Below are 15,210 nucleotides of genomic sequence, written 5' to 3'. Positions count from 1 at the left end.
AGGTCTTCGGAGGCGTTGGCGAGCAGGGTTTCGGTGTCGATGTGCGGGGAGACGATGAAGAGCTGGTCTTTGTCGGGTTCCGGCGGCGTGGCGGGTTGGGGCTTTAGGTAGTAGTCGAGGGCGCGGTTGGTAGCGTCTTCGAGGCGTTTTTCTTCGAGCTTTTCGACGCGGGATTTGTGTTCTTTTTGCGGTGGATTCGGAGTTACTTTGAACATAACGAAAATTCCTGGAAATGACGCCGGCACCCTCCGATTGCACGTCGAAAAATGGGTGGCAGCTGTACGTAGGTGTGCAAGACCGGTCCAGGAACCCGGCAGACCCGAAGGTCTCCCACGCGCAGCCGCCATAACAGTCGGCGAGCATAAAAAAATGCTCGACGAATAGCCATAACCGAATGCACCTGGAGCGGACTTGCACGTCCGTGTCACCGTTTTTTGCGATGACGATCAGAGGTTAGCGGTGCTCGGCGGTGCTGCCTAGTTCATCAACGGCAACACGTCTTGAAGGAAATCTCCGACGACACGGCAGGGAAAAAGACCCGCCATCGCGCTCGTTGTAGGACGCCAAAATCCAAACGTTATTTTGGTTATATAAAAATTCTTAAATAGTCTTTTTAAGAATATCTCGCTTTATCTAGTATTGCTCCCACGCCGCAAGCAGTGCCGCCCACTGCCAGGCAATCATTCAAAGGAGCAGCAGCATGAGCGCATCCCTACGTAGCGTTGACGGCCAGGACGAAGCAACCATCTTGCGCGAGATCCAGAGCGCGTTGCGCGATCTGCGCTTTGGCGCGGTGGAAATCACCGTGCACAACGCCCAGGTGGTCCAGATCGAACGCAAGGAAAAATTCCGCCTGCAGCAACCCAGTCATAAGCCGTCTTGAAAAACAAAAGATCGCAGCCTTCAGCAGCTCCTGCAGGGGGGCTTGGCGTAGGAGCTGCCGAAGGCTGCGATCTTTTCTACAAGCCACTCGATTTCCAGAAGCCATAAAAACCAGAATTCCAGGAGCTTTCACCATGTCGTCAATTCGCCGTTATGCCTTGGCCGCCCTGGCCAGCGCTGTTTTTGCAGGTTCCGCCGTCGCCAAGGATTACGAGCTGCTCAACGTGTCCTATGACCCGACTCGCGAGCTGTACCAGGACTACAACGCCGAATTCGTCAATTTCTGGAAGAAAGCACATCCGGACGACAGCGTGAAGATCCAGCAATCCCACGGCGGCTCGGGCAAGCAAGGCCGGGCGGTGATCGATGGCCTGCGCGCCGACGTCGTGACCCTGGCCCTGGCCGGCGATATCGACGAAATCGCCAAGCTGGGCAAATCCCTGCCAGCCGACTGGCAAACACGCCTGCCGGACGCCAGCACGCCTTACACCTCGACCATCGTGTTCCTGGTGCGCAAGGGCAACCCCAAGGGCATCAAGGATTGGGGCGACCTGATCAAGAATGATGTGTCGGTCATCACGCCGAACCCGAAAACCTCCGGCGGCGCTCGCTGGAATTTCCTCGCCGCCTGGGCCTACGGCCTGAAAGCCAACGGCGGCGACGAGGCCAAGGCCAAGGAATACGTGCAAGCACTGTTCAAGCACGTGCCGATCCTCGACACCGGCGCCCGTGGCTCGACCATTACCTTCGTCAACAACGGCCAGGGTGACGTGTTGCTGGCCTGGGAAAACGAAGCCTTCCTGGCGCTGAAAGAAGAGGGTGGCGCCGACAAGTTCGACATCGTCGTGCCGTCGCTGTCGATTCTCGCCGAACCGCCGGTGGCGGTGGTGGACAAGAACGCCGAGAAAAAGGGCAATGCCGAGATCGCCGAAGCGTACCTCAAGCACCTGTACAGCCCGGCCGGCCAGGAAATCGCCGCGAAGAACTTCTATCGTCCGCGTGACAAGGATGTAGCCGCCAAGTATTCCCGGCAGTTCCCGAAAGTGGAGCTGGTGACCATCGACAAGGACTTCGGCGGCTGGAAGTCTGCCCAGCCGAAATTCTTCAACGATGGCGGCGTGTTCGACCAGATCTATCAGGCGCAGTAAGCTGGGCTAGTCGGATCCAGGCCGTAATTCATTGTGGCGAGGGAGCTTGCTCCCGCTGGAGTGCGAAGCGCTCCCAGAATTTCTGGGGCTACTTCGTAGCCCAGCGGGAGCAAGCTCCCTCGCCACGGTAAGTGCGTTCTCAACCAAGGACCTTTATGTCGCGTCGCATATCCCCCGTCATACCCGGCTTCGGGCTGACGCTGGGCTACACCCTGGTGTACCTCAGTCTGATTGTGCTCATACCGCTGGCGGCGATGTTCGTGCACGCCGCCCAACTCACCTGGGAACAGTTCTGGGCGATCATCTCGGCGCCGCGGGTGCTGGCTGCGTTGAAGCTCAGCTTCGGCACCGCGCTGTACGCCGCGATCATCAACGGTGTGATAGGCACGCTGCTGGCCTGGGTGCTGGTGCGCTACACCTTCCCCGGCCGCAAGATCATCGACGCGATGATCGACCTGCCATTCGCGCTGCCCACCGCCGTGGCCGGTATCGCCCTGACGGCGTTGTACGCGCCGACTGGCCTGGTCGGCCAATTCGCCACCGACCTGGGCTTCAAGATTGCCTACACCCCGCTGGGCATCACCCTGGCATTGACCTTCGTGACGCTGCCGTTCGTGGTGCGCACGGTGCAGCCGGTGCTGGCCGACATTCCCCGTGAAGTCGAAGAGGCCGCCGCGTGCCTTGGCGCGAAACCGTGGCAAGTGTTCCGCCATATCCTGATGCCGGCGCTGCTGCCGGCCTGGCTGACCGGTTTTGCCCTGGCCTTTGCCCGGGGCGTAGGCGAGTACGGTTCGGTGATTTTCATCGCCGGCAACATGCCGATGAAGACAGAGATCCTGCCGCTGCTGATCATGGTCAAGCTCGACCAATACGACTACACCGGCGCCACTTCCATCGGCGTGCTGATGCTGGTGGTTTCCTTCGTCCTGTTGCTGCTGATCAACTTGCTGCAGCGGCGCATCGAAACCCCATAAGGAGGCGCGAACCATGTCCCAATCGTCTATTTCCGCTGCCTCCACCAATGCCGCCCGTCGCGGCAGTGCGACGTCGCGGCGGGTGCTGATCGGCCTCGGCTGGCTGATTTTTGCGCTGTTTCTGCTGTTGCCGTTGTTCATCGTCGTTTCCCAGGGACTGAAGCTCGGGCTGGGGGCGTTCTTCACGGCGATCTTCGAACCCGACGCGCTGTCGGCGTTGAAGCTCACGGTGATCGCCGTGCTGATCTCGGTGCCGCTGAACCTGGTGTTCGGCGTCAGTGCCGCGTGGTGCGTGAGCAAATATTCATTCCGTGGCAAGAGCATGCTGGTGACGCTGATCGACCTACCGTTCTCGGTGTCGCCGGTGATCGCGGGCCTGGTCTACGTGCTGATGTTCGGCGCCCAGGGCCTGTTCGGGCCGTGGCTGTCGGATCACGACATCCAGATCGTGTTCGCGCTGCCGGGCATCGTCCTGGCGACGATCTTCGTTACGGTGCCGTTCGTGGCCCGTGAGTTGATCCCGCTGATGCAGGAACAAGGCACCCAGGAAGAAGAGGCCGCGCGCCTGCTGGGCGCCAATGGCTGGCAGATGTTCTGGCACGTCACCGTGCCGAACATCAAGTGGGGCCTGATCTATGGCGTGGTGCTGTGTACCGCCCGGGCCATGGGCGAGTTCGGCGCGGTGTCGGTGGTCTCCGGGCACATTCGCGGGGTGACCAACACCCTGCCGCTGCACGTCGAGATCCTCTACAACGAATACAACCACGTGGCCGCGTTCGCCGTGGCGAGCCTGTTGCTGATCCTGGCGCTCTTCATCCTGCTGCTCAAGCAGTGGAGCGAAAACCGAATCAACCGCCTGCGCGCCAGCGCCGCGGAGGAATAAGTCATGTCGATCGAAGTCCGTAACGTCAGCAAGAATTTCAACGCCTTCAGGGCCCTGGACGACATCAGCCTGGACATCCAGAGCGGCGAGCTGGTGGCGCTACTCGGGCCATCAGGTTGCGGCAAGACCACGTTGCTGCGGATCATCGCCGGCCTCGAAACCCCGGACCAAGGCAATATCGTCTTCCACGGCGAGGATGTTTCCGGCCACGACGTGCGTGATCGCAACGTCGGGTTCGTGTTCCAGCACTACGCGTTGTTCCGCCACATGACGGTGTTCGACAACGTCGCCTTCGGCCTGCGCATGAAACCCAAGGGCCAGCGCCCGAGCGAAAGCCAGATCGCGACCAAGGTCCACGAGCTGCTGAACATGGTGCAACTGGACTGGCTCGCCGACCGCTATCCCGAGCAGCTGTCCGGCGGCCAGCGCCAGCGCATCGCCCTGGCCCGCGCCTTGGCGGTGGAGCCCAAGGTGCTGTTGCTGGACGAACCGTTCGGCGCCCTCGACGCCAAGGTCCGCAAGGAACTGCGCCGCTGGCTGGCGCGTCTGCACGAGGACATCAACCTGACTTCAGTCTTCGTGACCCACGATCAGGAAGAGGCCATGGAAGTCGCCGACCGCATCGTGGTGATGAACAAGGGCGTGATCGAGCAGATCGGCTCGCCGGGGGATGTCTACGAAAACCCGGCCAGCGATTTCGTCTATCACTTCCTTGGCGACTCAAACCGCCTGCATCTGGGTGAGGACCGGCATGTGCTGTTCCGTCCTCACGAAGTGTCGCTGTCGCGCTCGGAACTGGAAGACCATCACGCCGCCGAAGTGCGCGACATCCGTCCGTTGGGCGCCACCACTCGGGTGACTCTGAAAGTGGAAGGCCAGAGCGAACTGATCGAAGCCGAAGTGGTGAAGGACCACGACAGCCTGGTGGGGTTGGCGAAGGGCGAGACGTTGTTCTTCAAGCCTAAGGTCTGGCAGAAGGTCTCAAACCTTTAACAGCGTCGTCGGAACGCCGCCCGGAGCAGGCTCGCTCCCACAGGAGAACTTCAGTGATCACAATATTTGTGTGCCTATGGAGATCCATTGTGGGAGCGAGCTTGCTCGCGATAGCGGTGGATCAGTCGATACATCGGTGACTGGCCGAACGCAATCGCGAGCAAGCTCGCTCCCACAGAGGTATCCCACCGCTATCAGCATTGCGTAGCTTTCAGGCCACCGAGCGCTGGTTACGCAACGCCACCGGCCCGGCGCGCTCTTCGATGGCGCGTTTCAGGTCACCGCGAAGCCCCAGCAGAAAGCCCGCCTCGACCACCACGAACAACGGCCCGACGATGAGCCCGGTGAGGTCATCGACAAACGCCGGTTTTCGCCCTTCGTAGTAATGACCGACAAACTGGACTACCCAGCCCACCACGAACATGCCCAGTCCGCTGGACAACCAGATCGCTGTGCTCTGCGCGGCGAGTGCCTGACCCAGCCAGACGGCGAGCCCCAGCAGCGCCGTCATCACCACACCCAGGCGCAGTTCCAGGCGCAAATAGAACCAGGCACTCGCCAAGGCCACCAGCAGCGCGGGAGAAACCAGGACCGCACCCACCGGCCATCCCGGCCGTGACAGCAACACGGCGACGGCGACGAAGATCAGCGGGATGCCAATGAAGTGGCTGGCGATGTTGCGCGGGTCGCGGTGGTAGGCCGCGTATTGACTGAGGTGATCGACGAGGCTTTTCATTGTTGTTCCTCCTGAGGTGATGCCTGCATGATGACCACGTTTCACCAGGCGCTCTGTCAGCTAGCCGACACTTGTCCCGGAGTTTCCATGAATTCGCACCCCTGGCACACGCATCTGCTGAACGGACATTGGTACAGCCATTTGCCCGCCGAGTTTCAGGATAGCCTGCTGGGTATGTCGCGGGTGCGCCGCCTGGCACCGGGGCAACGGCTGTTCCAGCGCGGCGATCCACCGTGTGGCTTGTACGCGGTGCTCGAAGGGGCGGTGCGCATCGGCGCGGTCAGCGAGCAGGGCAAGGAAGCGCTGCTGAGCGTGGTGGAGTCGCCTCATTGGTTCGGTGAAATCTGCCTGTTCGATGGGCAGCCGCGCACCCATGATGCGGTGGGTGTCGGGCAATGTTCGTTGCTGCATTTGCCGCAGGCTGCGCTATTGGCCTTTCTGGAAGACCAACCCCTCTATTGGCGCCACCTTGCCTTGTTGATGAGCCACAAACTGCGCCTGACCTTCATCAATCTCGAACACCTGAGCCTGATGCCCGCCCCGGCCCGCTTGGCCCACCGCCTGCTGATGATCGCCGAAGGCTACGGCGAAATCGACCCGGCGCGCCGGGTCTTGCAACTGCCCCAGGAACAACTGGCGCTGATGCTTTCCCTGTCGCGCCAGACCACCAACCAGATCCTCAAGGATTTGCAAGGGCAGGGCATTCTTCATCTTGGTTATGGCGAAATCGAGATCGTCGACATCGAACGGTTGCGGGCGTTGACCACAATCTGAAATCCGACCCGGCATCCGTGGCGAGGGAGCAAGCTCCCTCGCCACGCGTTCTGTGTTGTCCGGGCGAAGTCCATCGCGAGCAAGCTCCCACAGAGTTTGGTGTTGTCGCATAAATCGTGTTCACACCGTTCCCCATGTGGGAGCGAGCTTGCTCGCGATAGGGCCAGCCGAGGCACTGCAAATCCCTACCGCAACCCATCCCGAAACTGCCCCGGCGTCATGCCCGTCCAGCGCTTGAATGCGCGGCTGAAGCTGCTGGTGTCGGCGAAACCCAGCAGATAGCTGACCTCGCTCAGCGAGCACTGCGGATCGCGCAGGTGTAGCAGCGCCAGATTCTCCCGGCATTCGTTGAGCAGCGCGTCGAAGCGGCAGCCTTCGTCGGCCAGGTGTCGCTGCAGGCTGCGCAGGCTCAGGTGCATCGCCTGGGCGATGCGTTCGGCGCTGGGTTCGCCTTCGGGCAATTGGGCTTCGATGGCGGCGCGGACCTTGCGCTCCCAGGTCAGTGGCTGGAGCTGGGCGAGGGTGCGCTTGAGCACGGTTTCGTTGTGTTCGGCCAGTTCCGGGTTGGCGTCGTCCAGGTGGCTGTCGAAATCCACGAGGCTGAATTCCAGGCAATCCTGGTTGGCGGCGAAATGCACGGGCGCACGAAAGACTTTGTGCCATGGGCTGGCGTCCGACGGTTCCGGGCGGCGCAGGTAGACCGCCAGCGGTGCGTAGTCGCGGCCCAGCCGGTTGCGGCAGGTGCGCACATAGATCGCGGCAAACGCGTCGATGGCTTCGAAGGCGGGGGCAGGGCGTCCCGCCGGTACATCGAGGCTGAAGCGATAGCGGTCTTCGCCGCGGCTCAGTTGCAAGGTCAGCGCATCGCTGACCACCGGGTGATACCGCACGATCCGCTCGAATACCTCGCGCAAACTGCCGCTGGCCACCAGGGCGTAGCCCAGCGCATGGAACGTGGTGGGGCTGACGAAGCGCGACACGCGCAGGCCGATCGCCGGGTCGCCGCTGGCCTGCACCGCCAGCGTCCACAAGCGTGTGGTGGCCGAGAGCGGGTAGCGGGCGTTCGGGTCGTCCATCAGCGCTGGGTCCAGGCCCGCTTCCACGCACAAGGCCTGGCTGTCCAGGCCCAAGGCATCGAGCTGCTTGCGCAGGGCGCGGGTCCAGCTGGCGAGGGAGGTGGGTTCGGTCATGGCGATTGGCGCTTGCGGTCAACAGGTTGGCGTTTACGGCTATCACCCGATGGGACAACGCCCGGCAGGATGAGCACATCGTTAACAGAGGATGTAAGCCATGCACGGCACTTGCGCAAGCCCCGAGCGATTGAATGCACAGCAGCGAGCCGCCCACATTCGCCAGGTTGTCCTGGCCCGGGGCGATGAATTGCGTCGGCGCTACCCGATCCTGCGGCACCAGGACGCGTTGGGCGCGGGCATCCTGGCGTTCGCCCTGGCGGGGATGATCGGTTCGGCGCTGCTTTACATCAACGGCGAGCTGGCCGGTTGGGCCTGCCTGCTGCTCAACGCGTTTTTCGCCTCGCTGACCCACGAGCTGGAGCATGACCTGATCCACAGCATGTACTTTCGCAAGCAGCGCCTGCCCCACAATCTGATGATGGGTTTGGTCTGGCTGGCGCGGCCGAGCACCATCAACCCGTGGATCCGCCGCCATCTGCACCTCAACCATCACAAGGTGTCCGGCAGCGAAGCAGACATGGAAGAGCGCGCCATCACCAACGGCGAACCGTGGGGGCTGGCGCGCTTGCTGATGGTGGGTGACAACGTGATGTCGGCGTTCATCCGCCTGCTGCGAGCCAAGACCTGGGCGCACAAGCGCAGCATCCTCAAGCGCACCCTGAAGGTGTACTTCCCGCTGGCGCTGTTGCACTGGGGCGCCTGGTACGTGTTCCTCGGTTTCCATGGGATCAACGCGGTGGCTGGGCTGTTGGGCACTTCCATTGATTGGTCAACGAGCACCCTGGCGACGATGCATATCATCGATATCGCCGCGGTGGTGATCATCGGCCCGAATGTGCTGCGCACCTTTTGCTTGCACTTCGTGAGCTCGAACATGCACTACTACGGCGACATCGAGCCGGGCAATGTCATCCAGCAGACTCAGGTGTTGAACCCTTGGTGGTTATGGCCGCTGCAGGCGTTCTGCTTCAATTTCGGCAGCAGCCATGGCATCCATCATTTCGTGGTGAAGGAGCCGTTTTATATTCGGCAGATGACGGTGCCGGTGGCGCATCAGGTGATGCGGGAGATGGGCGTGCGGTTCAATGATTTCGGCACGTTTGGGCGGGCAAATCGGTTTGCGGGTGAGGACGGCGTTGCGAGGGAAAAGGTAGCGACGGTTCAGGCCTGATCGCTCCCTTTATGAGCGAAGGTAAACCCGTGGCGAGGGAGCTTGCTCCCGCTGGGCTGCGTAGCAGCCCCCAAAATCAGGGCCGCTACGCGACCCAGCGGGAGCAAGCTCCCTCGCCACGGGGAATGAGTCAGGTCTGAGAACCAGTCAGAACTGATAACTCACGGTAGCCGCCACGTTGCGCTCTTCGCCCATGTAGCAGAAGTTCAGGCTGGCGCACGAGGCGACGTAGGTTTCGTTGGTCAGGTTGTTGGCGTTCAGGCGTACATCAACGCCCTTCAAGCCGACCTTGCCCAGGTCATACCCCACCGACGCATCGAACAGCGTGTACGAAGGCACCTTCATGGTGTTCTCCGCATCGACCCAGCTGTAGCCGACATAGCGCACGCCGCCGCCCAGCCGCAGGCCATCGAGCGTGCCGCTGTCGAACTTGTAATCGGCCCACACCGAGGCCATGTGACGCGGGGCCTGGGTCGGTGAGTTGCCTTTGTTTTCGATGATCTGGGTGGGCGTGCTCAGGTCGCTGACCATCGACTTCGAGTACTCAATATCGGTGAAGGTGTAGCTGCCCAGCACTTTGAACTGCTCGGTCAATTGCACATGCGCTTCCAGTTCCAAGCCCTGGGAGCGAACGGCACCGACGGCGCGATAGAAGTCGTCCTGGGGCTGCTTGGTCGCGAGGTTTTCCTGGTCGATGCGGAACAGCGAGGCGGTATACAAATCGTCGGTGCCTGGCGGCTGGTATTTCAGGCCCAGTTCCCATTGCTTGCCGTCGGTGGGCGGCAATGGGTTGCCGGCGCTGTCGGCGTAGGAGTTGGGGTTGAACGACTCGGAATAGCTGATGTACGGCGCCAGGCCGTTGTCGAACAGGTACAGCGCCCCGACGCGCCCGGTGAGCTTGGTGCGTTTGTCGTTGATCTCGGTGCCTTCCGGGCGCTCAAACTCGGCGATGCGATTTTCATTCGACGTCTCAACCCAGTCCTGGCGCAGGCCCAGGGAGAAGCGCCACTTGTCCATTTCGATCAGGTCTTGCAGGTAGACACCGGTCTGCTCCAGGCGGCGCAGATAGCTGGTGTCAGCGCTACCGCTGATGGCCGAGTTGCCATACACCGGGTCGAAGGCGTTGATCGGAGCAAGGCTGCCGCTGGTCCAGTCCACCACGGTTTTGCGCCGCTGATAGTCGGCGCCCATCAGCACCGTGTGCTTGGTCGCGCCAGTGAAGAATTCGGCCTGCAGCATGTTGTCGACGATGAATGAATGCAGATTCTCGTTGGCGCCGGTGTAATAACGGTTCAACTCGTTACTGGTGGGGCTGGTCCAGCCGAAGGCGTAGACCTGATTGTTGGTGACGTCGGAATCCAGGTAGCGAAAGTTCTGCCGGGCGGTGAAGATATCGTTGAAGCGGTGTTCGAATTGATAGCCGAACGATTGCTGGTCCCGCTCGTATACGTCGACGCCGGGCTCGCCTTCGAAGAAGTTTTCCGAGATCCGTCGGCCATTGCGCGGGTGCAGCGCGCCGTCGGCCGGTACGCCGCCATGGTAGCCGCCGTCGGGTTCGTGCTGCAGGTAGGCTTGCAGGGTCAGCGAGGTGTCCTCGGTGAAGTCGATGCTGACCGTTGGCGCCAGGGTGAAGCGCTTTTCCTTGTTGTGATCGAACTGGGTGTCGGAGGTGTCCGCCAGGCCGATCAGGCGATAGGCGATGCGTTTTTCATCGTCCACCGGCCCGCTGAAATCGAAGCCGACGCCGCGCTGCCCTTGGGTGCCGACGGTGGCCTGGACCTGATGGTAAGCCTCGTAAAGTGGCTTCTTGCTGGTGAGCGCCACCAGGCCGCCCGGAGAACTACGGCCATACAGCACCGATGATGGGCCTTTGAGGATGTCGACCCGCTCGAGGAAATACGGATCCACCTGCATGGAGCTGTAGGTGCCGCTGTCGCCCATGGATTTGAGGCCGTCGAGGTAGATGTTGTCCACCGAGCCGTCGTTGAAACCACGCATGGCCACGTAGTCGTAGCGATGAGTCGCGCCGTAGGGGTTGGTCAGCACGCCGGGTGTGTAGCGCATGGCCTGGGACACGGTCTGCGCGCCTTGGTCGTCCATTTGCTCGCGCGTCACCACCGATACGCTTTGCGACGTCTCCCGCAGGGCGGTGCTGGTTTTGGTCGCAATCTGGCTGTGGGTGGCGTTGTAGCCTTCCATGCTGCCCAAGGCGTTGCCCAGGGCGAAGCCCTTGACGTCGGTGGTCGGCAGCGCCAGCGCGCTATCTGCGGCTTGGGCCTGCAACACGTAGCCGCTGCCTTCCTGGCCGACCGCAATCAGCCCCGAGCCGTTGAGCAACTGGTCCAAGGCCTGGTCCGTCGAATACTCACCTTTGAGCCCCGGCGATTGGCGGCCTGCGGTTTGTTCTGGAGTGCTCGCCAGGGTAATCCCGGCCTGGCGCGCGAACTGGTTCAGCACCTCGCTCAATGGGCCTGCGGCGATGTTGTAGCTCTGGCGGCTGGCGGTGACGCCATCCTGCGCGGCGATGGCCAGCATCGGCACAGCGCTGACGGCCAGCGCCGTGCTCAGCAGCGCGGCGCGGACGGCTTGGCGCAAGAGGCTGGTTTGCGGTGAACAGCCGAAGGAGGTCTTGAGGGTTACGCGCTCAGTCATTATGGGTTTCCGTTGGAGTCGCTGAAGGCAGATAAGCGTTGCTTACTGTCCTAGCCGGACGCCTTCGCAAAACCCGCCAAAAAAAATCAGGCCGGACGTTCCACTGTCAGCCACCAGCGGGTTCGATAACGCAATTGCACGGGCAGCGTGCGCGGGAGCACCGCCAGCATCTTGTCGATGTCGTCCAGGCGGAAGACGCCGGACAAGCGCAGGTCCACAACCGAGGCGGCGCATTTCAGATAGCCCCGGCGGTAGCGGCCGACCTCGTTGAGGAAGTCTTCCAGGCGCATGTTTCGCGTGACGATCAAGCCGTCCGCCCACGCGCCTGCATCCATGTCCACGGACGGCGCCAACGTCGCGGTCGATGAGCTGACGAGGTAGCTTTGCCCTGCCTCCACTTGGATCGGCGCGCCGTCGATGCCTTGGTGCGAGCGAATGGCGACCCGCCCGCTGGTGACGCTCAGGCGCGTGCAGCCGCTGTCCTGGCGTACGACGAAGCGCCCCTCCAGCCCTTCGAACAAACCCTCGCGGCTTTTCACCAGCAGCGGGCGTCCGGGATCGCGGCCACAGGTGACCATGATTTCGCCGCGCGCCAACGTGATCAGGCGTTGGCTTGCCGTGTAGTCGAGATCGGCTGCGCTATGGGTGTTGAGTTCAAGCCGTGTGCCGTCCGGCAATTGGAAACCGCGCCGTTCGCCCGTGGCAGTGGCGAAGTCGGCATTCCAGGGCTGCCAGCCCAGGTCCTTGCCCAGCCACGCGGCGGCACCCACCACGGCGACGCCGGACAACAGTTTCAACGCCTGGCGCCGACCGAGCCGCTGGGCGCTGGTTTCGAGAGTGTCGAGGGCGATGTGGGCGCCGGGTACGGCTCGAAGGTTGGCCGTCAATTCGCTGTGCAGCGACTGCACCCGTTGCCAGGCCAATTCATGATCGTGGTGGGCGATGCGCCAGGCATCGCACTGTTGGCGCAGTGTCGGGTTGGCGGCATGGTTGCGCAGGCGCAGCAGCCAGTGGATCGCTTGCTTGACCACTTGCTGCGAAGGGCCGCGAGCCCGCGCGGCTTGTTCCATCGGCTCAATCTTCATAGCGCAGCACGTAGCAGTGATACAGCGCATCGGCGACATAACGTTCCACGGACCGCAGCGAGATGCCCATCTGCTCGGCAATCTGCTTATAGGTCATGCCTTCGCATTGGGCGAGCAGGAACGCCCTGCGGACTTTGGGCTTGAGGCCTTCGAGCATGCGCGCGATGGCTTCCAGCAGTTCCAGGATCAATGCCTGGGCTTCGGCGCCGGGCGTTTGTGCTTCTGGCAGGTACGCGATGCTTTCGAGGTAGGCGCGTTCAATTTCCTCGCGGCGCCAATGGTCGACCACCAGGCCTTGGGCGACGGTGCGCAGAAAAGCGCGGGGTGCCTTGAGTTCCAAGCGTTCGGTGCGTTGCAGCAGGCGTACGAAAGTATCCTGGGCCAGGTCGGCCGCATCGGCTGCATTGCCCAATCGGCTGCGCAGCCATGCATGGAGCCAGCCGTGATGGCTGCAGTAGAGCGACTGTACTGCTAACTGGGGAGAGGACATGAACGCGTTGGCCTGATGTCACAAATGATAATAGGTCGCATTGTCATAATCGTTCACCAAATTTGCAACCACCGTTCGCCGCAGGCTTGCGCAGATCCTGGTGATCATCTCGTCGGACAATTGAACAACCGCCTAATCTTTTCCACAGGCTGGCCGACAGAAAGGTATGCGTGCACCAAAATGGAGCTGATCCAATTTCCAGCTCTTGCGGCTACATGGTATTGCCAGCCGGAATGCACCCCCATCCCCTGCATAAGAAGCCCCACCATGAATCTAAAGTTCAGCCACAAAATCCTCCTGGCCGCCTCTGGTGTGGTGGTTCTGGCTTTTGCCCTGTTCACGCTCTACAACGACTATCTGCAGCGCAACACCATCGGCCGCAGCCTGGAGTCATCCATCGAGCAATCCGGGGACTTGACGGCCAGCAGCGTCCAGAACTGGATGAGTGGGCGGATATTGGTCTTGGAAAACCTGGCGCAAAACATCGCGCATCAGGGGGCGGGTGCCGATTTGGCGGGGCTTGTCGATCAGCCGGCGCTGACCTCGAATTTCCAATTCACCTACGTGGGTCAGAACAACGGCGTGTTCACCCAGCGGCCTGACGCGAAGATGCCCGACGGTTATGACCCGCGTCAGCGTCCTTGGTACAAGCAGGCCGTCGCCGCCGATAAAACCATGCTGACCCCTCCTTATGCGGCGGCCGTTGGCGGCCTGGTGGTGACCATTGCCCTGCCGGTCAAGCACAACGGCGAGCTGCTCGGTGTTGTCGGTGGTGACCTGAGCCTGGAAACCCTGGTGAAGATCATCAACTCCGTGGATTTCGGCGGCATCGGCCATGCGTTCCTGGTCAGCGGCGACGGTCAGGTGATCGTCAGTCCGGACAAAGACCAGGTGATGAAGAACCTCAAGGACATCTACTCCGGCACCCCGGTGCGCATCGGCAAAGGCATCCAGGACGTCGAGCTGAACGGGCAGGACCGCATTCTTTCGTTCACCCCGGTGACCGGTTTGCCGGGCGCCGAGTGGTACATCGGCCTGTCGATCGACAAGAGCAAGGCCTACGCGCCGCTGAGCCAGTTCCGTACTTCGGCGCTGATCGCGATGTTCGTCGCGGTGGCGGCGATTGCGTTGCTGTTGAGCTTGTTGATCCAGGTGTTGATGCGTCCGTTGACCACCATGGGCCGTGCCATGCAGGACATCGCGCAGGGTGAAGGCGACCTGACCCGGCGCTTGGTCGTGCAGGGCAAGGATGAGTTCGCGGTATTGGGTGGTTCGTTCAACCAGTTCGTGGAACGTATTCATGCTTCGATCGCCGAAGTGTCTTCCGCCACACGTCAGGTGCACGACCTGTCGCAACGGGTGATGACGTCTTCCAACGCCTCGCTCGTCGGTTCGGATGAGCAGAGCGCACGCACCAACAGCGTGGCCGCCGCGATCAATCAGTTGGGCGCCGCCACCCAGGAAATCGCCCGCAACGCCGCCGATGCTTCGCAACACGCCAGCGGCGCCAGCGAGCAAGCGGACGATGGTCGCCAGGTGGTGGAAAAAACCATCCAGGCCATGACCGAGCTGTCGCAGAAAATCAGCCTGTCGTGCACCCAGATCGAAACGCTGAACGCGAGCACCGACAACATCGGGCACATCCTGGACGTGATCAAGGGCATCTCCCAGCAAACCAACCTGCTGGCGTTGAACGCCGCCATCGAAGCGGCCCGTGCCGGTGAAGCCGGACGTGGTTTCGCGGTGGTGGCCGATGAAGTGCGCAACCTGGCGCATCGCACCCAGGAATCGGCCGAAGAAATTCATAAGATGATCACGTCGCTGCAAGTCGGCTCCCGTGAAGCCGTGACCACGATGAACGCCAGCCAGGCCTCCAGCGAGGAGAGCGTGGAAGTGGCGAACCAGGCCGGCCTGCGCCTGGTCAGCGTGACCCAGCGCATCGGCGAAATCGACGGCATGAACCAATCCGTGGCCGCCGCGACCGAAGAACAGACTGCCGTGGTGGAAACTCTCAACATGGACGTCACGCATATCAACACGTTGAACCAGCAAAGCGTCGCCAACCTCAACGAAACCCTGAAGGATTGCGATGCCCTTTCCCAGCAGGCCAATCGGTTGAAGCAGTTGGTGGACAGCTTCAAGATCTGACCCAGCCGAGCTACCGCCATCGCGGATCGCCGCCCGGAGCAACCTCGCTCCCACCGGGGATTGGCGGTGGCTCCGGACCTT

The 15,210-nt window shown here is 61.8% G+C and carries 13 protein-coding genes and 1 pseudogene; 8 read left to right on the top strand and 6 right to left on the bottom strand.

The window, feature by feature from the left end; all coding sequences use genetic code 11:
* A pseudogene (locus FHK92_RS27955) lies at positions 1–215 on the bottom strand (DUF6124 family protein); the annotation flags it as partial.
* 485 nt (positions 216–700) lie between these two features.
* On the opposite strand from FHK92_RS27955, the gene oscA reads away from it, so the two are divergent.
* The 5 genes from oscA to FHK92_RS25560 all read left to right on the top strand — a co-directional run bounded on the left by oscA (position 701) and on the right by FHK92_RS25560 (position 4,880).
* Positions 701–883, top strand: coding sequence for a sulfur starvation response protein OscA (gene oscA / locus FHK92_RS25580; RefSeq protein ID WP_003186967.1), 183 nt, complete (start codon positions 701–703; stop codon positions 881–883).
* Positions 884–1,016: 133 nt separating this feature from the next.
* Complete coding sequence (locus FHK92_RS25575) at positions 1,017–2,030, top strand: sulfate ABC transporter substrate-binding protein (protein WP_181290575.1); 1,014 nt, start codon at positions 1,017–1,019, stop codon at positions 2,028–2,030.
* A gap of 155 nt (positions 2,031–2,185) precedes the next feature.
* Entirely contained in the window at positions 2,186–3,004 is an 819-nt protein-coding gene (gene cysT / locus FHK92_RS25570) for a sulfate ABC transporter permease subunit CysT (RefSeq protein WP_039594204.1), read from the top strand.
* 13 nt (positions 3,005–3,017) lie between these two features.
* Positions 3,018–3,887: a sulfate ABC transporter permease subunit CysW gene (gene cysW, locus FHK92_RS25565; protein WP_024618577.1), complete on the top strand. Its 870-nt coding sequence runs from the start codon at positions 3,018–3,020 to the stop codon at positions 3,885–3,887.
* Between the two features lie 3 nt (positions 3,888–3,890).
* Positions 3,891–4,880: a sulfate/molybdate ABC transporter ATP-binding protein gene (locus FHK92_RS25560; RefSeq protein WP_181290574.1), complete on the top strand. Its 990-nt coding sequence runs from the start codon at positions 3,891–3,893 to the stop codon at positions 4,878–4,880.
* 211 nt (positions 4,881–5,091) lie between these two features.
* Here the strand turns inward: FHK92_RS25560 and FHK92_RS25555 are convergent, their stop codons facing one another.
* Positions 5,092–5,616: an Mpo1 family 2-hydroxy fatty acid dioxygenase gene (locus FHK92_RS25555; RefSeq protein WP_181290573.1), complete on the bottom strand. Its 525-nt coding sequence runs from the start codon at positions 5,614–5,616 to the stop codon at positions 5,092–5,094.
* Positions 5,617–5,703: 87 nt separating this feature from the next.
* Here FHK92_RS25555 and FHK92_RS25550 point away from each other — a divergent pair, with 87 nt between their 5' ends.
* Positions 5,704–6,390: a Crp/Fnr family transcriptional regulator gene (locus FHK92_RS25550; protein WP_181290572.1), complete on the top strand. Its 687-nt coding sequence runs from the start codon at positions 5,704–5,706 to the stop codon at positions 6,388–6,390.
* A 185-nt stretch (positions 6,391–6,575) separates the two neighbouring features.
* Here FHK92_RS25550 and FHK92_RS25545 read toward each other — a convergent pair whose 3' ends face one another.
* Positions 6,576–7,580 (bottom strand): AraC family transcriptional regulator, encoded by a 1,005-nt coding sequence (locus FHK92_RS25545; protein WP_181290571.1) that lies wholly within the window; start codon positions 7,578–7,580, stop codon positions 6,576–6,578.
* A 100-nt stretch (positions 7,581–7,680) separates the two neighbouring features.
* On the opposite strand from FHK92_RS25545, the gene FHK92_RS25540 reads away from it, so the two are divergent.
* A complete protein-coding gene (locus FHK92_RS25540) occupies positions 7,681–8,754 on the top strand; it encodes a fatty acid desaturase (RefSeq protein WP_181290570.1) in 1,074 nt (357 codons plus the stop codon).
* A gap of 147 nt (positions 8,755–8,901) precedes the next feature.
* Here the strand turns inward: FHK92_RS25540 and FHK92_RS25535 are convergent, their stop codons facing one another.
* The 3 genes from FHK92_RS25535 to FHK92_RS25525 all read right to left on the bottom strand — a co-directional run bounded on the left by FHK92_RS25535 (position 8,902) and on the right by FHK92_RS25525 (position 12,981).
* Positions 8,902–11,406, bottom strand: a complete 2,505-nt coding sequence (locus FHK92_RS25535; RefSeq protein WP_181290569.1) for a TonB-dependent siderophore receptor — start codon at positions 11,404–11,406, stop codon at positions 8,902–8,904.
* Positions 11,407–11,492: 86 nt separating this feature from the next.
* Positions 11,493–12,491: a FecR domain-containing protein gene (locus FHK92_RS25530; RefSeq protein WP_258232746.1), complete on the bottom strand. Its 999-nt coding sequence runs from the start codon at positions 12,489–12,491 to the stop codon at positions 11,493–11,495.
* The gene (locus tag FHK92_RS25525) at positions 12,481–12,981 is read right to left on the bottom strand and encodes a sigma-70 family RNA polymerase sigma factor (RefSeq protein WP_181290568.1); all 501 of its coding nucleotides are present in this window, start codon (positions 12,979–12,981) and stop codon (positions 12,481–12,483) included. The genes FHK92_RS25530 and FHK92_RS25525 overlap by 11 nt, the downstream gene beginning before the upstream one ends.
* Positions 12,982–13,248: 267 nt before the next feature.
* On the opposite strand from FHK92_RS25525, the gene FHK92_RS25520 reads away from it, so the two are divergent.
* Complete coding sequence (locus tag FHK92_RS25520) at positions 13,249–15,129, top strand: methyl-accepting chemotaxis protein (protein WP_181290567.1); 1,881 nt, start codon at positions 13,249–13,251, stop codon at positions 15,127–15,129.
* Positions 15,130–15,210: the final 81 nt, after the last annotated feature.

Origin of the sequence: Pseudomonas brassicacearum subsp. neoaurantiaca (assembly GCF_013608025.1) — a bacterium.
Classification (GTDB): domain Bacteria; phylum Pseudomonadota; class Gammaproteobacteria; order Pseudomonadales; family Pseudomonadaceae; genus Aquipseudomonas.
The sequence above is the reverse complement of the archived record's forward strand: the minus strand, read 5'-3'. Positions and strand labels throughout refer to the sequence as shown.

Coding starts and splice junctions, on each gene's coding strand:
- oscA (WP_003186967.1), top strand. CDS start 701: ATGAGCGCATCCCTACGTAGCGTTGACGGCCAGGACGAAGCAACCATC.
- FHK92_RS25575 (WP_181290575.1), top strand. CDS start 1,017: ATGTCGTCAATTCGCCGTTATGCCTTGGCCGCCCTGGCCAGCGCTGTT.
- cysT (WP_039594204.1), top strand. CDS start 2,186: ATGTCGCGTCGCATATCCCCCGTCATACCCGGCTTCGGGCTGACGCTG.
- cysW (WP_024618577.1), top strand. CDS start 3,018: ATGTCCCAATCGTCTATTTCCGCTGCCTCCACCAATGCCGCCCGTCGC.
- FHK92_RS25560 (WP_181290574.1), top strand. CDS start 3,891: ATGTCGATCGAAGTCCGTAACGTCAGCAAGAATTTCAACGCCTTCAGG.
- FHK92_RS25555 (WP_181290573.1), bottom strand. CDS start 5,616: ATGAAAAGCCTCGTCGATCACCTCAGTCAATACGCGGCCTACCACCGC.
- FHK92_RS25550 (WP_181290572.1), top strand. CDS start 5,704: ATGAATTCGCACCCCTGGCACACGCATCTGCTGAACGGACATTGGTAC.
- FHK92_RS25545 (WP_181290571.1), bottom strand. CDS start 7,580: ATGACCGAACCCACCTCCCTCGCCAGCTGGACCCGCGCCCTGCGCAAG.
- FHK92_RS25540 (WP_181290570.1), top strand. CDS start 7,681: ATGCACGGCACTTGCGCAAGCCCCGAGCGATTGAATGCACAGCAGCGA.
- FHK92_RS25535 (WP_181290569.1), bottom strand. CDS start 11,406: ATGACTGAGCGCGTAACCCTCAAGACCTCCTTCGGCTGTTCACCGCAA.
- FHK92_RS25530 (WP_258232746.1), bottom strand. CDS start 12,491: ATGAAGATTGAGCCGATGGAACAAGCCGCGCGGGCTCGCGGCCCTTCG.
- FHK92_RS25525 (WP_181290568.1), bottom strand. CDS start 12,981: ATGTCCTCTCCCCAGTTAGCAGTACAGTCGCTCTACTGCAGCCATCAC.
- FHK92_RS25520 (WP_181290567.1), top strand. CDS start 13,249: ATGAATCTAAAGTTCAGCCACAAAATCCTCCTGGCCGCCTCTGGTGTG.